We start from the raw sequence: 19503 nt of genomic DNA, 5'->3' as shown, positions 1-19503 counted from the left end.
GCCCCGCCGGAGGATTGAGTGATCACTGCAGTTCGCCATATCCCAGCTGTTTGTAGACCGCTTTCGCCTCCTGCGGGCCTTTCACCGGGACCACCGGGATAAAGGTTTGCAGCGGCAGCTTCTGTTTTTCGAAGTAGCGAGCGACGTTATCGGCTGAAGTCTGGCCGATCAGGTGCGGCTGCTGGGCGACGTTGGCGACAAGCGGGCTACCCGGCTCGGCCATGATCTCCAGCGTCTCCGGGCCAGCATCAATAGCGGTAACCTTGACGTCTTTATCGCGGCCGGTCTCTTCCAGCGCCTGGACAATACCGATAGCCGGCTGATCCCAGCAGGCAACGTGAATCGCATCGAGTTTGCCTTTCGGATACTGGCTCAGCAGTTCGAGGGTTTTCTTCCGCGCATCTTCCGGTGAGTTGGCGAACTGTTCGGCCAGCTCCGGTTGAATAATATGAATATCCGGATAATCCTTAAGGACATATTTCCACTGGTCGTAACGAATCCCGCAAATACGCAGGGAACTAGAGAATGCGTTAAATACCGCCACGTTGCCTTTGCCGCCCAGTTCATCGGCCATATAGCGACCAATGGTTGACCCCAGCGTGTAGTTATCGGAGGTGGTGTTATTGACCGAGTATTTTGAGACATGGTCAACGGTAAATACCGGAATACCGGCATCGCGCAGCGCTTTAAATTTAGGCTCAACGGAACTGTCGCCCAGAATGCTAATTACCGCATCAACTTTACGCGACAGTAAAATATCGTGGTTATTAGCATGAACCTGGTTATCGCGTCCGCCGTCGACGCCGATCGCTTTACCGCCCAGTTTCTCAACCTCTTCGCTGGCGCCTTTATAGGCTTCGCGATCCCAGAAGTGCTGCGTGCCGACGACGGCAATACCGATGGTTTTTCCCTGAAGCGATAAAGCCTCTGCTGCCAGAGCGTTAACGGAGGCAAGCGAGAGCAGGCCCAGCGCGATGGGCAATAATTTCTTTTTCTGCGACATTCTTATTATGGTCCTGTAATGGAGGTGGTTGTGCGGAGCAGTAGCATGACAACAACAACTACACAACCTCAAATACAAAATATGTCTAAGTTATATCAACAATGTTATATCGCAGATTTGCCTGAGGAAAACGTAAATTTGTTATCTGTAACCTGAAAATATTTCATGATGCAGCTTAATCCCTTTTTATTTTGTGGGCTTAATTTGCTTGCAACTCTTATTTATTCAAATAAAGATTGCTGCTTAATTAAAATTATTCTGTCGCTGTAATATATCGCATCCCGGAATAGCGTAGAACTATTCTGCGTGGAAAATCCTTTCTCAGCAGCAGATTGTATGGTGATACGTATTTTATTCCCAGGATTCGCACGCTTTATTATAGCGGCCGTTAGCAGGTGAGAAAAACCGCATGAGAAAACAACATAATCTGACCGTAATGCACTGGGGAACCTGGCGGGTACAGGCCGGTGACGGCAAAATTGAGGCGGTGACGCCGGTGCCCTGGGATAAAAATCCCTCGCGCATTGGTCAGTCGCTCCCTGATGCGGTCACCAGCAAGACGCGCATTCGCCGTCCGGCGGTGCGCGCCGGCTACCTGCAAAATGGCCCGGCTTCCCGCGACGGGCGCGGTAAAGAGCCGTTTGTTGAGGTGAGCTGGGAAGTGGCGCTCGATCTGCTGGCTCGCGAGCTGCAGTCGGTCAAAGCGCGCTGCGGCAATGAGGCGATTTTCGGCGGTTCCTATGGCTGGGCCAGCGCTGGCCGTTTTCACCACGCGCAAAGCCAGCTGCACCGTTTCCTCAAATGCTTTGGCGGTTATACCGCCAGCACTAATACCTACAGCAGCGCGGCGGGGGAGCGTATCCTGCCGCATATTCTCGGGCCGCTGAGCCCGCTGCACCGTCAGCATACCCATTTTTCCGAGCTGGCGCGGGAGTGCCAACTGTTCGTCGCATTCGGCGGCCTGCCGCTGCGTAATGCGCAGGTCAACGGCGGCGGCGCCAACGACCATATGCTGAAATACTGGCTGGAAAAGATGCAGGCGCAGGGGACACGCTTTATCAATATTAGTCCGGTGCGCAACGATCTGAGCGCCGTGGAGAGCGCCGAGTGGCTCGCCGTCCGTCCCGGAACCGATACCGCGCTGCTGCTGGCGCTGTGCTACGTACTGATTAATGAATCCCTCTACGACAGCGGTTTTATCGCCAGCCATACCGTGGGTTTCGCACCTTATCGCGCCTACCTGATGGGGGAGAGCGATGGCGTCGCAAAAACGCCGGAGTGGGCGGCGGCGATAACCGGTATTGACGCGCAGCGGATTGTCGCGCTGGCGCGTGAGATGGCCAGCCAGCGTACGATGGTCAATATCTCCTGGTCGATTCAGCGGACGCGCCAGGGCGAGCAGGCCTACTGGGCGACGGTGGCGCTCACCGCGCTGCTGGGGCAAATCGGTACGCCGGGCGGCGGGCTGGGATTTGGCTATGCCTGCACCAATCTGGCGGGGGCGGGGCGTAAGGCCTTTTCCGGGCCGCGCCTTCCCGCCGGGGAGAACGCGGTGAACCAGGTGATTCCGGTGGCGCGCCTCTCCGATATGCTGCTGCATCCGGGCGAAGCATACGAGTTTGACGGCCAGCATCTGCGCTATCCCGACATCCGCCTCGTCTACTGGGCCGGCGGCAACGCGTTTCATCATCATCAGGATATTAACCGCCTGTGCGAAGCCTGGCGGCGACCAGAAACGGTGGTGGTGCACGAACAGTACTGGACCGCGCAGGCTAAATTTTCCGATATCGTCCTGCCGGTCACCACGTCGCTGGAGCGGGAAGATATTGGCAGCGGCGGTCACGACGGTTTTATGATCGCCATGAGCGCACAGATCCCGCCGGTGGGCGACGCGCGTGATGATTACGCCATCTTTTGCGATCTTGCCGAACGGCTGGGCTGCGGCGAACGTTTTAGCGAGGGGCGCGATGCCGGGCAGTGGCTGCGGGAGATTTACGAAGCCTCGCGACCGCGCGCGCAGGAAGAGGGGATTACGCTGCCGTCATTTGAGGCGTTCTGGCAGCAGGGAGTGCTGGAGTACAGCGCGCCTGAGCAACCGCAGGTTTTTCTGGCGGATTTTCGCGCCGACCCGCAGCGCTATCCGCTCTCTACGCCTTCCGGCAAGATTGAGCTCTTTTCAGAAACCATTGCCGGCTTTGGCTATCGCGAGTGCCCGGGCCATCCGTGGTGGGATGAGCAGGAAGCGGCCTGGCGGCGGCAGGAAGCTGCGCGCTGGCCGCTGCATCTGCTCTCCAGCCAGCCGCGTACCCGCCTGCACAGCCAGTACGATCACGGAAGCGTCAGCCGGGCGACGAAAATTCAGGGACGCGAGCCGCTGTGGATGCATCCGCAGGATGCACAGGCGCGGGACATCAGCGAAGGCAGCGTGGTCAAGGTCTTTAACGCGCGCGGAGCGATTCTCGCCGGCGTCCATCTCAGCGAGCAGATTTTGCCGGGAGTGGTGCAGATGTCGACCGGGGCCTGGTACGATCCGCTGGACCCGAATGAAAAAGGCTCGCTGGATAAGCACGGCAATCCCAACGTGTTAACCGAGGATCGCGGCAGCTCGCGCCTGGGGCAGGGCTGTAGCGCTCAAAGCTGCTGGGTGGAGATCGAACCGTGGCGGGACGCGCTGCCGCCGGTGACCGCTTTCGATCCGCCGAGGTTTATTGAGGGTTAGGCGCCCGGTAATACCCGGCTTATGGAATCAAAGCCCTCCGCGGGCGGATAGCCCGGACAGATGAGCAGAATCGCCTCCGGGAAAATCAGCCACGCTGCGTTCTGCTCCCGGGGGGCGGCGCAGGGCGCCTGCCCGGGCTACATGTTCACAGTTGTCTGCAGATCGGTAGCCCGGATAGGGCGCGTTACGCCAGCCGCGGGTAGGCGCTGGCAATATCGTCGCCGGTAAACCGGGCAATCCAGCCTTCCGGATTATCGAAGATACGGATGGCGGTGAAGTTGGGTTCCGAGCCCATATCAAACCAGTGCGGCGTGTGCGCCGGGACCGAAATCAGGTCGTTCTTTTCACACAGAACCTGGAACACCTCGTCGCCAATATGCAGGCAAAACAGACCGGCGCCCTCGACGAAGAAACGCACTTCGTCTTCTCCGTGGGTATGCTCATTGAGAAACTTCTCCCGCAGCGCCTCTTTCTGCGGATTATCGGCGCGCAGGCTAATCACATCCCAGCTCTGATAGCCCTTTTCTGCAACCAGCTTATCAATCGCGTGCTGATAGGCGGCAATGACCGCTTCAGACGTTGGCGCCGCGCCTAAATCGCGGTCGGCCTGCCAGCGCTCAAAACGCACGCCTTTAGCGTTGAGCTGCTGCTGGATCTCTTCGGCGTTAGTACTGTGCCAGAGAGAGTTTTGCGGGTCGTTTACGGAAAATATGGTTAATGCGCTCATGCTGGGATCTGCTCCGGGTGAATATCGTCGAAACGCTGAACCTGCGGATGATGGCTGGCCGGGTCGCGGTCGCCGCGTACCAGCTGCAGGGTACGGAAACCGGCCTCTTCAGCGGCATCCAGCTCCTGATGGATATCGGACAAAAACAGGATGGCGGCAGGAGGCTGCCCCAGTTGTTCAGCAATATTGCGGTAGGACTGTACTTCACGCTTGGCCCCTACCAGGGTGTCAAAATAGCCGTTGAACAGATGAGTAATATCACCTTCATCGCTGTAGCCAAATAACAATTTCTGCGCAGCGACAGAGCCTGAGGAATATACATATAAATCAATACCCTGTGACTTCCATTTTTCCAGTGCCGGCAAAACGTCCGGATAGAGATGGCCGGTGAAGTCGCCGTTGACGTAGCCTTCGCGCCAGATAATCCCCTGGAGCGCCTTGAGGGCGGTGGATTTGCGGTCTTCATCCATAAACGTGAACAGGGTAGCAATAAGCTGTTCGGCGCCAGCCGCCGGCTGGGCGATCTCCTGGCGCAGGTTATCGAGAATGGTCTTGACCGGCTCGCCAAACTGCTGAGCGGTCACAAAACCAGCCAGACGTTCGCGGGCGTACGGGAACAGGACGTTGTGGACGAAGCGTATGTCGCTGGTGGTGCCTTCAATATCGGTCACGATAGCGCGGATCATGAGTTCTCCAGAGTGAGCGGTGGGTCGTGCTGACGGTGGCGTTGTGTTGAGAGCTGTTATTAAAGCCTAAGCGAAATAACATTATCATTTAGACGTCTAAGCGTCTTGATTGCCAAATATTAACATCGTGTTATAGTGGCTTCAACAACAGCATCACAGACGGTACAAAAAGAATGAGCAATAAGCCACTGATTCCTGAGAGTAAACTCCCTTCACTGGGCACCACTATCTTTAGCCAGATGAGCGCCCTGGCCCAGCAGCATCAGGCGATTAATCTGTCGCAGGGTTTTCCGGATTTCGATGGCCCGCGCTATCTGCAGGAGCGTCTGGCGTATCACGTCGCGCAGGGGGCCAATCAGTACGCGCCGATGACCGGCGTCGCCGCGCTACGCGAAGCGATTGTCAATAAAACCGAAGAGCTGTTCGGCTATCGCCCCGATGCCAATAGCGACGTAACCGTCACCGCCGGGGCGACGGAAGCGCTGTATGCGGCGATTACCGCGCTGGTCCGTTCCGGCGACGAAGTCATTTGCTTTGACCCCAGCTACGATAGCTACGCCCCGGCGGTTGAGCTGTCGGGCGGCGTGCTGAAGCGCATTGCTCTGCAGCCGCCTCATTTTCGCGTTGACTGGCAGCAGTTCGCCGCTACCCTCAGCGACAAAACTCGTCTGGTTATTCTCAATACGCCGCACAACCCGTCAGCGACGGTGTGGCAGCGTGAAGATTTTGCCGCGCTGTGGCAGGCGATTGCCGATCGCGAAATCTACGTACTTAGCGATGAAGTTTATGAACATATCTGCTTTGCTGCCGAAGGGCATGCCAGCGTGCTGGCGCATCCGCAGCTGCGCGAGCGCGCGGTGGCGGTCTCTTCATTCGGTAAAACGTTTCATATGACCGGCTGGAAGGTGGGCTACTGCGTGGCGCCTGCCGCTATCAGCGCCGAGCTGCGTAAAGTGCATCAGTATCTGACCTTCGCCGTCAACACCCCCGCTCAGCTGGCGATCGCCGATATGCTGCGCAGCGAGCCGGAGCATTATCGCCAGCTGCCGACGTTTTACCGCGAGCGTCGGGACCTGTTTATTGATGCGCTGCGTTCCAGCCGTCTGGAAATTTTGCCCTGCGAAGGGACTTACTTCCTGCTGGCGGACTACAGCGCAGTCTCCGATCTGGATGATGTCAACTTCTGCCGCTGGCTCACCACCGAGATCGGCGTCGCGGCGATCCCGCTGTCGGTGTTTTGTGCCGATCCGTTCCCGCATAAGCTGATACGCCTGTGCTTCGCCAAACAGCCAGCCACGCTGCTGGCTGCTGCGGAACGCCTGTGCCGTCTGTAGTTATTTAACGGTCCACGCCTGAGAAAATTGACGGTCGCCGAACATCTCCACCAGACCGTTGATTTGCTTCAGGCGTAATACTTCGTCGGCGTCCATCCCTAACTCTTTGCCGATTTTCTCATCGGTCCAGCCGAGACGCGCCAGTTCCTGAACGATTTCCGACATCGCATGAATCTGGTGACGCCCGCGCGCCCGGTTATGGCGGATGGTGGCGGCCATCAGTGAATCACGCCTGGCGCTGCTCCTTTCCAGACAGGTGACGGGGAGATAGCCTTTCAGCCGTTTTTTCAGCGCCGCTTTGCCGTTGGCCAGTTCATGACGATGAAAACCATCGACAATCGAATAGCGCTCCCGCCCCTGTTTCAGCACCACGATAGGCTGGGTGAAGCCATCCGTCTCCAGCGAGGTGAACAACAGGCGTTTTTCCGGTGGCGCAAGGTTATTTGGGTTGTAATCATTAGGCGAAACGGCTTCCTGTTTTACCCACAGTACGCAATCAACCGGTTGGGATTTGAAGGGGCTATATTCATGCAGAATCTGGCGAAAGGCGTTAAGCGCAGTAATCTTTTCTTCTTCATTTTCCAGCGATTGCAGATAGCGTTCTATTTCCTGGATTAATTGTCGTTGCATAGTATTCCCCATTGCTGGCGCTTTTTATTCATCCGCTCGCGATAGCGTTTATATTGAGTCGCTTTGGTTGGGCTGAAAGAGAGCTGGCGGCACCAGTAATCATTGTTTAACAGCACTTTACAGATGCGCCGCCAGGACGGGACGTCTTTGGAGCCAATATCCGCCGGCTGGGTGTCCGGAATATCCAGCATGCCCTTTTTTTGATACCAGTGGAGATAGACGGCGATTTTATTGCGGTAATGCTCCGCCGTTTTCTCCGGCATGCTGTCGAGTAAAAACAGGGCGTAGCTTTTCCACGTATGATGTTCGGGTTTATCCAGCTTTCGATGGCCGTAGAACTGATTGTCGTGACCGGCGTAAACCCCGCCGCAGTGAACGCCGCTGACGCGCTGGCACATGGCGGCCCAGCGTTCAGGCTCCAGGACGTGGTAGAGCCACAGACCCTGGCGCTGCTCCGGGCCAAAGGGTTCGCAGATGCGCATATAACGCAGCGGTACCCCCGCCTGATACATCAGGTTATAGAGCGGGTTATAGGAAAGACCGCTTTTGCCGAACCAGGTCCAGATATCGGCGGTTTTCCAGTCATAGATGGGATAGATATACCAGGCGTGTCCGCCCGGCGCCGACGTGGTCCAGGGTTTGTCGTCGGCAAAGCGCAGTTTGCGCTGCGAGGAGATGGTGATAAACCGGTTAAGCGATTCATCGGCGCGGATGCCGACCATTACCGCGGCCGGACGATTTTGCGAGAACCAATCGGCGAATTCGCGGACGAAGGTTTCAAAACTCATTCCGGGTTGATAAAACGAGAAATAGTCGGGATCGGTGATGGCATCCTCCGGCGGCTGGCGCACCCAGGGCGCGCCGGGTTCCCAGCACTGCCACTCCGGCGTGAACTGGGTTAGCGAGTTCTGGGTGGTGAGAGGTAGCGCCACCCAGAAAAATTGCTCAATAACGTCGCGATACTCCTCGCGCATCTTTTCGCAATGAGCAATGGTGCAGGAGAACTGCGCTTCCCAGTCAATAAACAGGACGCAAATCTTTTTACCGGCCTGGCGGGCATGCTGCGCCGTGAGATGCAGCATGGTTGTTGAATCTTTACCGCCAGAAAAAGAGACGCAAACGCGGGAGAAGTTTTCCATAACCCACTCTATTCTTTGCTGACTGGCTTGCAGAACAGATTCTGGTAATGGAATTTTAATAAAAGACACAGCCATTATTCCTTTAATGCCAAAGAGACTGTGTACTTATATCATATTCGTTTCTTAATCAAGAGATTAGTTATCATTCACCAATTCAATGAAATCACTTTAACTATTCAATAATATTATTTCTTTCACACTCTTCGATAAAATTTGCGAAGTTGGGGTCGTCAAGATTCACCCGGTTGTAAATCATATAAATATTGATAGATGGAATTTTGAAGGGAGTCTCAATGATCCTGAATTTATTCTGAAAGCTAATGTGTTCTAAAATACATGTCGGAACGAAACCAATTATATCCGTTTGTTGAATAACATTAAGAATGGCTATGTATGAATCGCTGCTGAAAGAGATTTTTCTGTCAGAAAGCATACCTGCAGTTTGACTCTGAAAGGATTTTGTACCCTGATCGTTACAAATATAATAGGTGAAACGCTCCTGCATTATGGCTTTTGTCGTCGTTAGCGACGCCAGTCGCGGATGGTTTTCATTACACACTAATGAAATGTCCAGCTCCTGGATGCGTTTACAGACGGTCGCTCGTGATGACAGCGCCGTGGTGCTAAATATCAGATCGGCCTTCCGGTAGGATAACAAACTTTCTATCGATTCACCTGAAGCGAGCAGATCATGATGTTCAACCTGCAGATTTGAATCATCTAATAACATATGAATCAGGCTGGTGGTTTTGGGCGTTATAAAAAGCTGCGGCGCATAGACAACGAGGCGTTTCCTTAATTCAGAACGATTGGTGAGATTGATGGTTTGTTCTAACTGATTAAGGTTATTTTCCAGGTGATGATGCAAATTAACGCCGACGGTAGTTGGGGTAATCCCTTTACCTGAACGCACGAATAGCGGATCGTTGAGCTGGTTGCGTAGCCGCTGAAGCGACTGGCTTACCGCAGACGGCGTAATAAATAGCGTTTCTGCAGCCTTACTGATACTTAAATGCTGGTAAATACATTCGAAAATAACGAGTAGGTTCAGATCGAACTTCTTGAGATCGTAAAGATTAGCCATTTTCAACGTCCTGTTAAGCTGGCGAGTAGAAAAAGAGGTTATTATATGTCTGCATTATATACATTACGTGATTATTCATTTTTTATTATTAATTGCTAATGCCTTATTAAGTTTATCTAAATATATACTACAGCGGCGCATTCCGCCAGATCCTTTTGTGTACTGCTAAACCCGGCGGAGGAGTTAGTTTATAAATGCTTATCTTGCCCCCATCATAATCTGTAGTTTTTCTTTATCTGGAAGCCCGATCGCTTGTTGCAGCATATTTTCTTTATTCATGTAATAAATAGCAGGGGTGACGCTGGCGCCGAGTTCGTCCATCAGCTGTTGGTTGAAATTAAGTATCTTCATTTGCTCTGGCTGAATACTGGTGGGAATATTTAGCGCTGCTTTGCCACCAGACTGCTCATAGTGATGCCAGGTTTTCGCCGGGTCTTTGCTGGCCAGGATGGCCGCCGCGGCTGAGGGACTTTCCGGTTTTATGACGCCAACCAGCAGGGTGCGCAGCTGAACTTTCCCTGATTCTACCCACGGACGAGCCTGTTGCCAGAACTGTTGGCAGTAGGGGCAGAAGGGATCGGCAAAAACGTACAGAATCGTCGGCGCGTTTTCGTTACCGTCAAGCAGCCAGCGAGCGCTTTCCAGCTTTTTCCACATCTCCTGGCCCGCGGGGGTATAGAGCTCTTGCTGGAAGAGTTGTTCACTAAGATTAGTACCGCTTTCGTCGTACATATAGCCCGAGATGGCGTGTTTGCCGTCCGGCGTGAGGTAGATGGCGACGCCCATATCCTGATACTTCCCTAACCAGCCTTTCATCCCTCCGGGCGCCTCGAAGGGTTTAATAATGGTAATTCCCTGTTTTTCTATCGCTTTTACGGGGGCGGGAAGCTCCTCTGCAGAGCAGTAAAAAGGTAATAAGCTCAGAAAGAACAGTCGTTTTAACATAATTATGCCTTGTAAAATCAAAGAGAAGAGTAAGTGTAGCGGTAAAACCTATTACAGCCATAGGTAAGACCTGCGGCCGGGCGGATTGCCCTTTCGTTCTGTGGGTGATGTAATCCCTGAGCTGTTACATTAAGGTGTAGAGCGCAACACATTGCCAGCTACTGGCGCTGAACCTACCTGCGGGTGTTTCAGGTAACGGGGCCGCCTGCGAGGGCGGCCTTTTTACTTTTCAGCGCATATAATGCGAAACGCGACAGAAGTTTGCCATCGCGTTGACAGGTTCACAAAGTTGTCTTGTTCCGGTTGTTAGATAACGCTTATTGATTCGATAATGCAAACGCATTGGTCGAGTCAGGAAAAATTCGTTAACTTAGACCTCAACGAAAACACGGAGGAAGTATAGATGTCCTTAATTAATACCAAAATCAAACCTTTTAAAAACCAGGCATTCAAAAACGGTGAATTCATCGAAGTAACCGAGAAAGATACTGAAGGCCGCTGGAGCGTCTTCTTCTTCTACCCGGCTGACTTCACCTTCGTTTGCCCGACTGAACTGGGCGACGTGGCAGATCATTATGAAGAACTGCAGAAGCTGGGCGTAGACGTTTACTCCGTCTCTACCGACACCCACTTCACCCACAAAGCGTGGCACAGCAGCTCTGAAACCATCGCTAAAATCAAATATGCGATGATTGGCGACCCGACTGGCGCCCTGACCCGTAACTTCGACAACATGCGTGAAGATGAAGGTCTGGCAGATCGTGCAACCTTCGTTGTTGACCCGCAGGGTATCATCCAGGCTATCGAAGTTACCGCTGAAGGTATCGGCCGCGACGCGTCTGACCTGCTGCGTAAAATCAAAGCAGCTCAGTACGTAGCTTCTCACCCAGGCGAAGTTTGCCCGGCTAAATGGAAAGAAGGTGAAGCGACTCTGGCTCCGTCTCTGGACCTGGTCGGCAAAATCTAAATTTCCGTCTCCTTTCACGCAATTGCTGCGTTGGCGTCGCCTGCTCACCCCGGTCACTTACTGAGGTAAGCTTCCGGGGATTCTCAGGCTAGCCGCCTTGCTCTTGCGCGAAATGCTGAGGAAATTGCGTAGTAATATCTGGGCGCATCTGCGCCCGTTTTATTCCAACACCATGATGCAAGCGCATTCAGGCTGCCTGAACGAGGCCGCTTGCATGATGATGTTTTAAGCCCAGGAGATAAAAATGCTCGACACCAACATGAAAACCCAGCTCAAGGCCTATCTTGAGAAGCTGACCAAACCTGTTGAGCTGATTGCCACGCTGGATGACGGCGCTAAATCGGCAGAAATCAGGGAACTGCTGGCTGAAATTGCTGAACTGTCAGATAAAGTCACCTTCAAAGAAGATAACGGCCTGGCGGTGCGTAAGCCGTCATTCCTCATTACCAACCCAGGCTCCAGCCAGGGGCCGCGCTTTGCCGGCTCTCCGCTGGGACATGAATTCACCTCTTTAGTTCTGGCTCTGCTGTGGACCGGCGGCCATCCGTCAAAAGAAGCCCAGAGCCTGCTGGAGCAGATCCGCAATATCGACGGTGATTTTGAATTTGAAACCTACTATTCACTTTCATGTCATAACTGCCCGGATGTGGTTCAGGCGTTGAACCTGATGGCGGTACTGAACCCGCGTATCAAGCACACGGCGATTGACGGCGGCACTTATCAGCATGAAATCACCGAACGCAACGTGATGGGCGTACCGGCGGTATTCATGAACGGTAAAGAGTTTGGCCAGGGTCGCATGACGCTGACTGAAATTGTGGCCAAAGTGGATACCGGTGCGGAAAAACGTGCGGCGGAAGAGCTGAATAAACGTGAATCCTATGATGTCTTAATCGTCGGCTCAGGCCCGTCAGGCGCAGCGGCTGCCGTTTACTCAGCGCGTAAAGGCATTCGTACCGGTCTGATGGGTGAACGCTTCGGCGGCCAGGTGCTGGATACCGTTGATATCGAAAACTATATTTCGGTACCGAAGACCGAAGGTCAGAAACTGGCTGGCGCATTAAAAGCGCACGTCAGCGAATACGATGTTGATGTTATTGATTCTCAAAGCGCTTCCAGGCTGATTCCTGCGACGGTTGAAGGCGGATTGCACCAGATTGAAACCGCCTCCGGCGCGGTGCTGAAAGCGCGTAGCGTTATCATTGCCACCGGTGCGAAATGGCGTAACATGAACGTTCCAGGTGAAGATCAGTATCGCACGAAGGGCGTAACCTACTGTCCGCACTGCGACGGCCCGCTGTTTAAAGGTAAGCGCGTGGCGGTTATCGGCGGCGGTAACTCCGGTGTGGAAGCGGCCATCGACCTGGCAGGCGTTGTTGAACATGTAACGCTGCTTGAATTCGCGCCGGAAATGAAGGCCGACCAGGTTCTGCAGGATAAAGTCCGCAGCCTGAAGAACGTCGATATTATCCTCAATGCCCAGACCACAGAAGTGGTGGGCGATGGCAGTAAAGTGACCGGCCTGCAGTATCGTGACCGCGTGAGCGGCGATGAGCATCACGTCGCGCTGGCGGGGATCTTTGTACAGATTGGCCTGTTGCCGAATACCAACTGGCTGGAAGGGGCGATTGAGCGCAACCGCATGGGTGAAATCATCATTGATGCGAAATGTGAAACTAACGTGAAGGGCGTCTTCGCGGCGGGGGACTGCACAACCGTACCGTACAAGCAGATTATTATCGCTACCGGCGAAGGTGCAAAAGCGTCTCTGAGCGCGTTTGATTATCTGATCCGCACTAAAACGGCATAATTCATAATAAAGTAAGACCGAACCTGCACAGCAAAGAGGCTACCCCTGGGTAGCCTCTTTTTTTAGCTCTCTGACGCTATCTCACCACCATCACCGGAATATGCGCATGGCGGATCACGCTTGAGGCATTGGAGCCGAGCAGATGCGTGCTGATAGACGGATTACGCGAGCCTATCACCACTACGTCGGCTTTAATTTCATTGGCCAGTTCATTGACCATATCGCGCACGTTGCCAAAGCGAACGTGCATTTTGATTCGCGACGGGTCAATGCTGAAATGCCCGGCCATTGTTTTCAGGCGCGTTTCTGCTTCATGCTGCAAATGCTCTTCAAAGCGGCGCAGATCGGCGGTAAACCGGCTCATGGTAAAGCTTGATGAACCGGGCAGTACGTGGAGAAGATGGATAACCCCGTCCTGCTGGGCTAAAAACTCCGCATGGCGAACGGCTTTATCGCTTAACTCCATTTCAAAGACATCAACGGGCATAATGATTGTTTTATACATATGCATTCCTCCTTGTTCGTCTGCTTTTATATCAACATATTATAGGAAAATATTGTGCCATTCAGGTCGCAAAATTGTCAGATCGGTTAGAGGGTGGCGTAAAAGTTTGTCAAAAGAGAGGCGTAGAGGAGAAGGTGCAGAAAGAGGATGTAGCGACATCCTCTGGATAAAGCGCGAAACGCTTCAGGCAGCGGGGAGATTAACGGTGAAAATCGCCTGCGGCCTCCGGCTGGTATAGCAGTTCCAGCACTTCAAGATGCGTTGAGGTGCCGCCGGGCAACTCCCAGTGAATGGCGCTGCCGACCTTGAGCCCCAGCAACGCTGCGCCAACCGGCGCCATAACCGAGAGCTGGGTGGCGCTATCGGTCACCTGAGCCGGGAAAACCAGCGTGCGGATGCGCTCTTCGCCGGTGGTTAAATCGCGGAATCTCACCTGGCTATTCATGCTGACAACATCATGCGGCATGGCTTCCGGAGCCAGCATCTGCGCGCGGTCAAGCTCGTCGTTCAGTGCGTCCGCTACCGGCGAGTTAGCGAATGCCGGTTGTTCCAGCAGCCTGTCGATGCGTTCTGCATCCAGTTCATTAATGATGATTGCGGGTCTGGTCATCTCATACTCCATGTTATCCAGGAACCTGTCCGTAAAAGAAAACCCTCACCGAAAATGGCAAGGGTTAATGTTCTCTCATCATACTGAGACTTGCGGATGGTTTGAAGTGATTAAACGCACATTCATCAATGAACAATAGTTAAACCGTATGAAACTTAGCCGGCTTTATCCAGCAGAAATTGTTTACCGCAGTTCCCGGGATGAGGCTGAGGTAAGAATGAATTTACCGCGAGAGGCGCGTTGATGGCCGCCGCTTTGATGGAAATTTGCATCTCGGTCAGATAGGCGGGATTGCCGTTACAGGTTAACTTGAAAGCCTTAACGTTCTGATTTCCATAGGCCTCTGCGACCGCAGCATTGAAATCATCCCGGCTAACGGTCTGCCCATAGTGACTGGCCAGGAAATGACCAAGGGGGCTTTGTTTAATCTCGCCGTTCAGGCGCACCATAGTGCCGAAATAATTGTCAGGATCGAAACCAAAACAAACCCCGTGCTTGGCGTATTCATAACGCTCAAGACATGAATTGCCGCCGGATCCCGGCATCACGCCGTTAAGCTTATTCGCCATTTCCAGCGAAAGGCCGGTTTCAGCCGCCCGACATTTTTGCCCGGCTTTCGCTTCAGGCATATTGGGAACAGGGCGGGTCGCGCAGCCAAAACGCATCCAGCGGCGTTCGTCCACTCCGCGCGCGGCGATAGATTTGGGCAGGCCTGGCCACAAGCCGTGAACGGTGAGAAAATCGGCTTTGTTGTCTGGTTCCTGCTGCAGGCGGCACTCTTCCGGCTCGCTGCGGTTTCGGTCCTGCATACTCTGGCAAAACCCCGTTTGCCAGGAGAGGGCCAGCACGTAGCGATCGAAATCGCCGTATTGCGTTGCGATCAGCGGATCGGCGCTGACCTGAGAAGCGCTTAGCAAAAGAGCGAGAGCGACGAAATCCTTCCTGAACATTTTTATTCCTGATGACGAATGGTCATTAATAACTTTGAGTTATTAAAGCATAAAAAAGGCGCCAGCAGGCGCCTTTTCACACGGTTTCAGCGTTAGCGGATTGCGCTACCGGGAACGAGGACTTCGGTGGCGATAATAACCACTAATAAACCAACCAGTACCGGGACAGAGGTGCGTTTCACCACTTCGAACGGCGAAATTTTTGCCATACCGGCCACGGCGACCACGACGCCGGAGACCGGAGAAATGGTTCGGCCAAGGTTAGACGCCTGCAGCATCGGGATCGAAAGATAAGCCGGGTTAATGCCGGACGAGTGCGCCAGCTTCGGGATCATCTCAACGAAAGCATAGAAGGGGGCATTACCAGAGCCTGTGGTCATCGCCGCCAGCATGGTCAGAATGACCAGAACCAGCATCAGAATAATACTGGCGGAGCCGAAAGAAGTTGCAATGGAGATCAGGCCGTTAATAAAGCCAATGGTGCTCAGCCCCTGCGCAAAGACGCCAGCGGCGACCAGCAGCATCACCACACCGGCAAAGGCGTCGGCCATCCCGCGATATGCCGCTTCCAGCCCATTAAACACATTTTTAGTATTAAAGCCGCGGCAGAATTCCAGAACTGCCGCCAGCAGCATGCAGAGTACGAGGATGGTAATGATGTGCAGCTCCGGACCCCATTTGCCATCAAAAATCAGCACCCCGATTATCGGCGTAAACGGCAGGATGGCGTAGAAAGAAGGGGCGGTGGTGGTGATCTCGTTCACATCAAGCATTTCATGCGCGACGTTTTCCTTCTTATCCAGATAGCGCTGCCAGAAGAAGTGAGCAATCGCCATGCTGATAATCGCCACGATAGAGATAGGCAGCGTGGTTTTAAAGGCAAAGTCAATCAGCGGCATTTCGGCGGCTTTGGCGGCCAGCACGACGTCGCCGGAAGTCGGTGAGAGAATAATCGCCGCCGGGGAGGCGCAGATTGCGGCGGCGGCGCCGCGGCTGATACCAACGTTGACCATGACCGGGAACAGCGTGGCCATCAGCAGGACGCCCAGGCCGGTGGCTGAGGAAACAGCCAGCGACATCAGGCAGGCCACGAAATAAGCAGCGATCATAAGTAGATAAGGGGAGTTAATATAGCGCAGCGGTTTTGAGGCCAGTTTGACGACCATATCGTTGGCGCCAATATGCGTCATATAGGTGGCGAAACCGCAGAGCATCATGATCATCATGCCGAGGTCGCCGCCGCGGCTCATGAGCAGTATCTTAATATACTCAACGATATCGGTAGCAGAGTAGCCGGTGCTCTTTGCGTCGCCAGGTAAAATCTTATGCCCCATTAGCGCGCTGGCGATGAGTAATACTAAGCCACCGACGAACAGCACTCCGGTGGCGGAATAACCTTTAATGATATAGCGGGCGACGCCCACAATGACCACAATCCCAATCAGGATCTCTACTAGCGTAAGCATTCTTAAACCCCTAAACCATTAACCCAAAGAATCTACTGATAAATAAAGCGAAGGAAAAATTTAGTGAGGGAATGTGCCTAAAAAACGGGCAAAACTCGCTGATGCAAATCAATAAATCGATGAGAATCCCTGGATGGTTGGGCTTTACTGGCGTAACCGGCAAAACCGCGCGGAGAGTTTTTCAGATTTTTTGTAGCGGGCAAATCAAGAGTTTGCCTAATTTCGTTAAGGAAGTATTAAGCTTATCCTTGCTATTTTAACCCGCTCAAAAAATGATACTGGTAAGAGAAAAGTGTTAATGCATCGTCGATTTATAGGTTTTTTTCTTGGGTGCCTGGGGCTGCTGCTGTCGTCTACTTCTGCTAACGCTTCGTTCAGCTCGACGCTTCGCGATGGTTACAACACGCTGACTGATAACGTTGCGCAGACCTGGAATGAGCCTGAGCACTACGATCTTTATATCCCTGCGGTGACCTGGCATGCGCGTTTTGCCTATGACAAGGAGAAAACCGACAGGTACAACGAGCGCCCCTGGGGTGCCGGTTTTGGCGTTTCACGCTGGGATGATAAAGGGAACTGGCATGGCATCTATCTGATGGCTTTTAAGGATTCTTATAATAAGTGGGAGCCCATCGGCGGCTATGGCTGGGAGAAGACCTGGCGACCTTTGGCAGATGATAATTTCCATCTTGGCTTAGGCTATACGCTCGGTGTCACGGCGCGTGACAACTGGAAATATATCCCGATCCCGGTAGTGCTGCCTTTGGCTTCCATCGGCTACGGCCCGGCCACCTTCCAGATGACCTATATTCCCGGCACCTATAACAACGGAAACGTTTACTTCGCATGGGCACGCATTCAGTTTTGAGGCGATTTTCCATAGCAATAAAAGAGATAAGCAGGCTGTCTTGAGGAAAAACAAAGACTAATGTGAACCCTGCCCAAAAAGATAGAGACTTTTATCACTTTTTAGCAAAGTTGCGCTGGACAAAAGGTACCACAATTGGTGTACTGATACCCGACACAGTATTAGTGTCGATTTTTTCATATAAAGGTAATTTTGATGTCTAAGATTAAAGGTAACGTTAAGTGGTTTAATGAGTCCAAAGGATTCGGTTTCATTACTCCGGAAGATGGCAGCAAAGATGTATTCGTACATTTCTCTGCAATCCAGTCCAACGGTTTCAAAACTCTGGCTGAAGGTCAGCGCGTAGAGTTCGAAATCACTAACGGTGCCAAAGGCCCTTCTGCTGCAAACGTAATGCCTATCTAAGCAACGCGTCAGCAGAATATAAAAACCCGCTCTCAGCGGGTTTTTTTTTGCCTGCGTCTAGCGGCTGGCGGCTTGCGAAAACAGCCAGAACGCAGCGGCCGTCATGGCAAATGAACCTAACAGATTGACGAAAACGTTCAGCAGCGCCCAGCTAACGCGCCCCTGCTGCAGCAAAAACACCACTTCAGCGGAAAATGTGGAGAAGGTGGTCAACCCGCCGCAAAAGCCGGTAGTGATGAGTAGCTTCCACATCGGATCGACGTCCGTCAGGCGATTAAACCAGGCCAGACCGGCCCCGATAATAAATGCCCCTAGCAGGTTAGCGGTGAGAGTACCAATGGGGATAGCATGGTGCATGGGGTTAAACTTCATACCCAGCCACCAGCGCAAAACGCTGCCGGTGCCGCCGCCAAGAAATACAGCCAAAAGGAGTTGCAACACGATTGTTCTCTGCTTATTGATTGCGACTAAACTTCGAGTGTAGCGCGCGAAATACCTTGCTGGCTATGAATTACCTGACGGGAGAGAAAAGATGCTTGTTGCTGCCGGACAATTTGCCGTAACGCCGGACTGGACGGTCAATGCTCAGACCTGCGTGAGCATGATGCGTCAGGCAGGGGAGCGCGGAGCAACGCTTCTGGTGCTACCCGAGGCGTTGCTGGCGCGAAACGACGCCGATGCGGATTTATCAGTCAAGTCCGCCCAGCAGCTGGACGGCGGTTTTTTACAGCTTCTGCTGGCGGAAAGCGAAAACAGTCCCTTGACGACGGTGCTGACCCTGCACGTGCCGTCTGCAGAAGGGCGGGCAACGAATACGCTGGTGGCGTTACGTCACGGGAAAATTATTGCGCAATATCAGAAACTGCATTTGTATGATGCTTTCAATATTCAGGAATCCCGGCTGGTCGATGCCGGTCAGCAAATTCCGCCGCTCATTGAGGTCGACGGGATGCGAGTCGGGTTAATGACCTGTTACGATTTACGCTTTCCTGAGCTGGCGCTATCCTTAGCGCTCAGCGGCGCGCAGCTTATTGTCCTGCCCGCCGCGTGGGTAAAAGGGCCGCTGAAAGAGCATCACTGGGCGACTCTGCTGGCGGCACGGGCGCTGGATACCACCTGCTATATTGTCGCTGCGGGGGAGTGCGGAACGCGTAATATTGGTCAGAGTCGAATTGTCGATCCTTTAGGAACGACGATTGCCGGGGCAGGGGAGCAGCCGCAGCTGATTTTCGCGGAGCTTTCAACCGATTATATTCAGCAGGTAAGAGAGCGCCTGCCGGTGCTGCAGAATCGTCGCTTTGCGCCACCGCAATTATTATGACGTTTTTTTAAACAAGGCTTGATTCACCTTGTTACAGATTGCTATTGTGTCCGCGCGTCAAATAGCCGTTAATTGTATGCGTGTATGATGGCGTATTCGCAGCTTGTATTAGAGAAGAAGGTTAGCTATGGGTGAGATTAGTATTACCAAACTGCTGGTAGTCGCAGCGCTGATTATCCTGGTGTTTGGTACCAAAAAGTTACGCACGCTGGGTGGAGACCTGGGCTCGGCTATCAAAGGCTTCAAAAAAGCCATGAGCGATGACGATGATAGTGCGAAAAAGACCAGTGCCGAAGAGGCTCCGGCGCAGAAGCTCTCTCATAAAGAGTAATTC

The 19503-nt window shown here is 53.2% G+C and carries 20 protein-coding genes; 8 read left to right on the top strand and 12 right to left on the bottom strand.

Annotated elements, in window-relative coordinates:
• Window positions 1-22 precede the first annotated feature (22 nt).
• Window positions 23-1003 carry a sugar ABC transporter substrate-binding protein gene (locus ACSIPU_RS08825; RefSeq protein ID WP_004111301.1) on the bottom strand — a complete coding sequence of 327 codons (981 nt, stop codon included), beginning with the start codon at window positions 1001-1003 and terminating at the stop codon, window positions 23-25.
• A gap of 409 nt (window positions 1004-1412) precedes the next feature.
• Between ACSIPU_RS08825 and ACSIPU_RS08820 the strand changes: the two genes are divergently transcribed.
• Window positions 1413-3722: a molybdopterin-dependent oxidoreductase gene (locus ACSIPU_RS08820; protein ID WP_196557910.1), complete on the top strand. Its 2310-nt coding sequence runs from the start codon at window positions 1413-1415 to the stop codon at window positions 3720-3722.
• A 184-nt stretch (window positions 3723-3906) separates the two neighbouring features.
• Here the strand turns inward: ACSIPU_RS08820 and ACSIPU_RS08815 are convergent, their stop codons facing one another.
• Both ACSIPU_RS08815 and mtnC read right to left on the bottom strand, forming a co-directional pair.
• Window positions 3907-4449 (bottom strand): 1,2-dihydroxy-3-keto-5-methylthiopentene dioxygenase, encoded by a 543-nt coding sequence (locus ACSIPU_RS08815; protein ID WP_004111302.1) that lies wholly within the window; start codon window positions 4447-4449, stop codon window positions 3907-3909.
• Window positions 4446-5135 (bottom strand): acireductone synthase, encoded by a 690-nt coding sequence (gene mtnC / locus ACSIPU_RS08810; RefSeq protein ID WP_004100131.1) that lies wholly within the window; start codon window positions 5133-5135, stop codon window positions 4446-4448. Before mtnC ends, ACSIPU_RS08815 begins: the two co-directional genes overlap by 4 nt.
• A gap of 188 nt (window positions 5136-5323) precedes the next feature.
• Here mtnC and ACSIPU_RS08805 point away from each other — a divergent pair, with 188 nt between their 5' ends.
• Window positions 5324-6469 carry a pyridoxal phosphate-dependent aminotransferase gene (locus tag ACSIPU_RS08805; RefSeq protein ID WP_163466539.1) on the top strand — a complete coding sequence of 382 codons (1146 nt, stop codon included), beginning with the start codon at window positions 5324-5326 and terminating at the stop codon, window positions 6467-6469.
• Here the strand turns inward: ACSIPU_RS08805 and ACSIPU_RS08800 are convergent, their stop codons facing one another.
• The 4 genes from ACSIPU_RS08800 to dsbG all read right to left on the bottom strand — a co-directional run bounded on the left by ACSIPU_RS08800 (window position 6470) and on the right by dsbG (window position 10267).
• Entirely contained in the window at window positions 6470-7099 is a 630-nt protein-coding gene (locus ACSIPU_RS08800; RefSeq protein WP_004100133.1) for an IbrB-like domain-containing protein, read from the bottom strand. It abuts the gene before it with no gap.
• Entirely contained in the window at window positions 7084-8307 is a 1224-nt protein-coding gene (locus tag ACSIPU_RS08795; RefSeq protein ID WP_024273911.1) for a phosphoadenosine phosphosulfate reductase, read from the bottom strand. The genes ACSIPU_RS08800 and ACSIPU_RS08795 overlap by 16 nt, the downstream gene beginning before the upstream one ends.
• Window positions 8308-8410: 103 nt before the next feature.
• Window positions 8411-9322 (bottom strand): DNA-binding transcriptional repressor CitR, encoded by a 912-nt coding sequence (gene citR, locus ACSIPU_RS08790; protein WP_004100136.1) that lies wholly within the window; start codon window positions 9320-9322, stop codon window positions 8411-8413.
• Between the two features lie 198 nt (window positions 9323-9520).
• Window positions 9521-10267 (bottom strand): thiol:disulfide interchange protein DsbG, encoded by a 747-nt coding sequence (gene dsbG, locus ACSIPU_RS08785; protein WP_024273912.1) that lies wholly within the window; start codon window positions 10265-10267, stop codon window positions 9521-9523.
• A gap of 403 nt (window positions 10268-10670) precedes the next feature.
• Between dsbG and ahpC the strand changes: the two genes are divergently transcribed.
• Complete coding sequence (gene ahpC / locus ACSIPU_RS08780) at window positions 10671-11234, top strand: alkyl hydroperoxide reductase subunit C (protein WP_002894394.1); 564 nt, start codon at window positions 10671-10673, stop codon at window positions 11232-11234.
• 244 nt (window positions 11235-11478) lie between these two features.
• On the top strand, window positions 11479-13044 hold the full coding sequence (gene ahpF / locus ACSIPU_RS08775) for an alkyl hydroperoxide reductase subunit F (protein WP_133497867.1): 1566 nt from the start codon (window positions 11479-11481) through the stop codon (window positions 13042-13044).
• A 76-nt stretch (window positions 13045-13120) separates the two neighbouring features.
• On the opposite strand, the gene uspG is transcribed toward ahpF, so the two are convergent.
• The 4 genes from uspG to dcuC all read right to left on the bottom strand — a co-directional run bounded on the left by uspG (window position 13121) and on the right by dcuC (window position 16575).
• Window positions 13121-13549, bottom strand: coding sequence for a universal stress protein UspG (uspG, locus tag ACSIPU_RS08770; RefSeq protein ID WP_004100140.1), 429 nt, complete (start codon window positions 13547-13549; stop codon window positions 13121-13123).
• A 199-nt stretch (window positions 13550-13748) separates the two neighbouring features.
• Window positions 13749-14159, bottom strand: coding sequence for a nucleoside diphosphate kinase regulator (gene rnk, locus ACSIPU_RS08765; RefSeq protein WP_004111326.1), 411 nt, complete (start codon window positions 14157-14159; stop codon window positions 13749-13751).
• Window positions 14160-14314: 155 nt separating this feature from the next.
• A complete protein-coding gene (gene rna / locus ACSIPU_RS08760) occupies window positions 14315-15109 on the bottom strand; it encodes a ribonuclease I (RefSeq protein WP_133497866.1) in 795 nt (264 codons plus the stop codon).
• Between the two features lie 92 nt (window positions 15110-15201).
• On the bottom strand, window positions 15202-16575 hold the full coding sequence (dcuC, locus tag ACSIPU_RS08755; protein WP_004100144.1) for an anaerobic C4-dicarboxylate transporter DcuC: 1374 nt from the start codon (window positions 16573-16575) through the stop codon (window positions 15202-15204).
• A 292-nt stretch (window positions 16576-16867) separates the two neighbouring features.
• On the opposite strand from dcuC, the gene pagP reads away from it, so the two are divergent.
• Window positions 16868-17443 carry a lipid IV(A) palmitoyltransferase PagP gene (gene pagP, locus ACSIPU_RS08750; RefSeq protein ID WP_160887563.1) on the top strand — a complete coding sequence of 192 codons (576 nt, stop codon included), beginning with the start codon at window positions 16868-16870 and terminating at the stop codon, window positions 17441-17443.
• Window positions 17444-17638: 195 nt separating this feature from the next.
• A complete protein-coding gene (cspE, locus tag ACSIPU_RS08745; protein ID WP_004100146.1) occupies window positions 17639-17848 on the top strand; it encodes a transcription antiterminator/RNA stability regulator CspE in 210 nt (69 codons plus the stop codon).
• A 57-nt stretch (window positions 17849-17905) separates the two neighbouring features.
• On the opposite strand, the gene crcB is transcribed toward cspE, so the two are convergent.
• Window positions 17906-18289, bottom strand: coding sequence for a fluoride efflux transporter CrcB (gene crcB, locus ACSIPU_RS08740; RefSeq protein ID WP_004100147.1), 384 nt, complete (start codon window positions 18287-18289; stop codon window positions 17906-17908).
• A 91-nt stretch (window positions 18290-18380) separates the two neighbouring features.
• Between crcB and ACSIPU_RS08735 the strand changes: the two genes are divergently transcribed.
• Both ACSIPU_RS08735 and tatE read left to right on the top strand, forming a co-directional pair.
• Window positions 18381-19169, top strand: a complete 789-nt coding sequence (locus tag ACSIPU_RS08735; RefSeq protein WP_004100148.1) for a deaminated glutathione amidase — start codon at window positions 18381-18383, stop codon at window positions 19167-19169.
• Between the two features lie 127 nt (window positions 19170-19296).
• Window positions 19297-19500: a twin-arginine translocase subunit TatE gene (gene tatE / locus ACSIPU_RS08730; protein ID WP_004100149.1), complete on the top strand. Its 204-nt coding sequence runs from the start codon at window positions 19297-19299 to the stop codon at window positions 19498-19500.
• The last annotated feature ends 3 nt before the right edge of the window (window positions 19501-19503 follow it).

Source organism: Klebsiella sp. HN106 (genome assembly GCF_051209435.1).
GTDB classification, from domain to species: Bacteria; Pseudomonadota; Gammaproteobacteria; order Enterobacterales; family Enterobacteriaceae; genus Klebsiella; species Klebsiella oxytoca.
The sequence above is the reverse complement of the archived record's forward strand: the minus strand, read 5'-3'. Positions and strand labels throughout refer to the sequence as shown.

Coding starts and splice junctions, on each gene's coding strand:
- tatE (WP_004100149.1), top strand. CDS start 19,297: ATGGGTGAGATTAGTATTACCAAACTGCTGGTAGTCGCAGCGCTGATT.
- dsbG (WP_024273912.1), bottom strand. CDS start 10,267: ATGTTAAAACGACTGTTCTTTCTGAGCTTATTACCTTTTTACTGCTCT.
- ACSIPU_RS08800 (WP_004100133.1), bottom strand. CDS start 7,099: ATGCAACGACAATTAATCCAGGAAATAGAACGCTATCTGCAATCGCTG.
- ACSIPU_RS08820 (WP_196557910.1), top strand. CDS start 1,413: ATGAGAAAACAACATAATCTGACCGTAATGCACTGGGGAACCTGGCGG.
- rnk (WP_004111326.1), bottom strand. CDS start 14,159: ATGACCAGACCCGCAATCATCATTAATGAACTGGATGCAGAACGCATC.
- mtnC (WP_004100131.1), bottom strand. CDS start 5,135: ATGATCCGCGCTATCGTGACCGATATTGAAGGCACCACCAGCGACATA.
- ACSIPU_RS08735 (WP_004100148.1), top strand. CDS start 18,381: ATGCTTGTTGCTGCCGGACAATTTGCCGTAACGCCGGACTGGACGGTC.
- uspG (WP_004100140.1), bottom strand. CDS start 13,549: ATGTATAAAACAATCATTATGCCCGTTGATGTCTTTGAAATGGAGTTA.
- cspE (WP_004100146.1), top strand. CDS start 17,639: ATGTCTAAGATTAAAGGTAACGTTAAGTGGTTTAATGAGTCCAAAGGA.
- ACSIPU_RS08815 (WP_004111302.1), bottom strand. CDS start 4,449: ATGAGCGCATTAACCATATTTTCCGTAAACGACCCGCAAAACTCTCTC.
- rna (WP_133497866.1), bottom strand. CDS start 15,109: ATGTTCAGGAAGGATTTCGTCGCTCTCGCTCTTTTGCTAAGCGCTTCT.
- ahpF (WP_133497867.1), top strand. CDS start 11,479: ATGCTCGACACCAACATGAAAACCCAGCTCAAGGCCTATCTTGAGAAG.
- citR (WP_004100136.1), bottom strand. CDS start 9,322: ATGGCTAATCTTTACGATCTCAAGAAGTTCGATCTGAACCTACTCGTT.
- dcuC (WP_004100144.1), bottom strand. CDS start 16,575: ATGCTTACGCTAGTAGAGATCCTGATTGGGATTGTGGTCATTGTGGGC.
- ahpC (WP_002894394.1), top strand. CDS start 10,671: ATGTCCTTAATTAATACCAAAATCAAACCTTTTAAAAACCAGGCATTC.
- ACSIPU_RS08825 (WP_004111301.1), bottom strand. CDS start 1,003: ATGTCGCAGAAAAAGAAATTATTGCCCATCGCGCTGGGCCTGCTCTCG.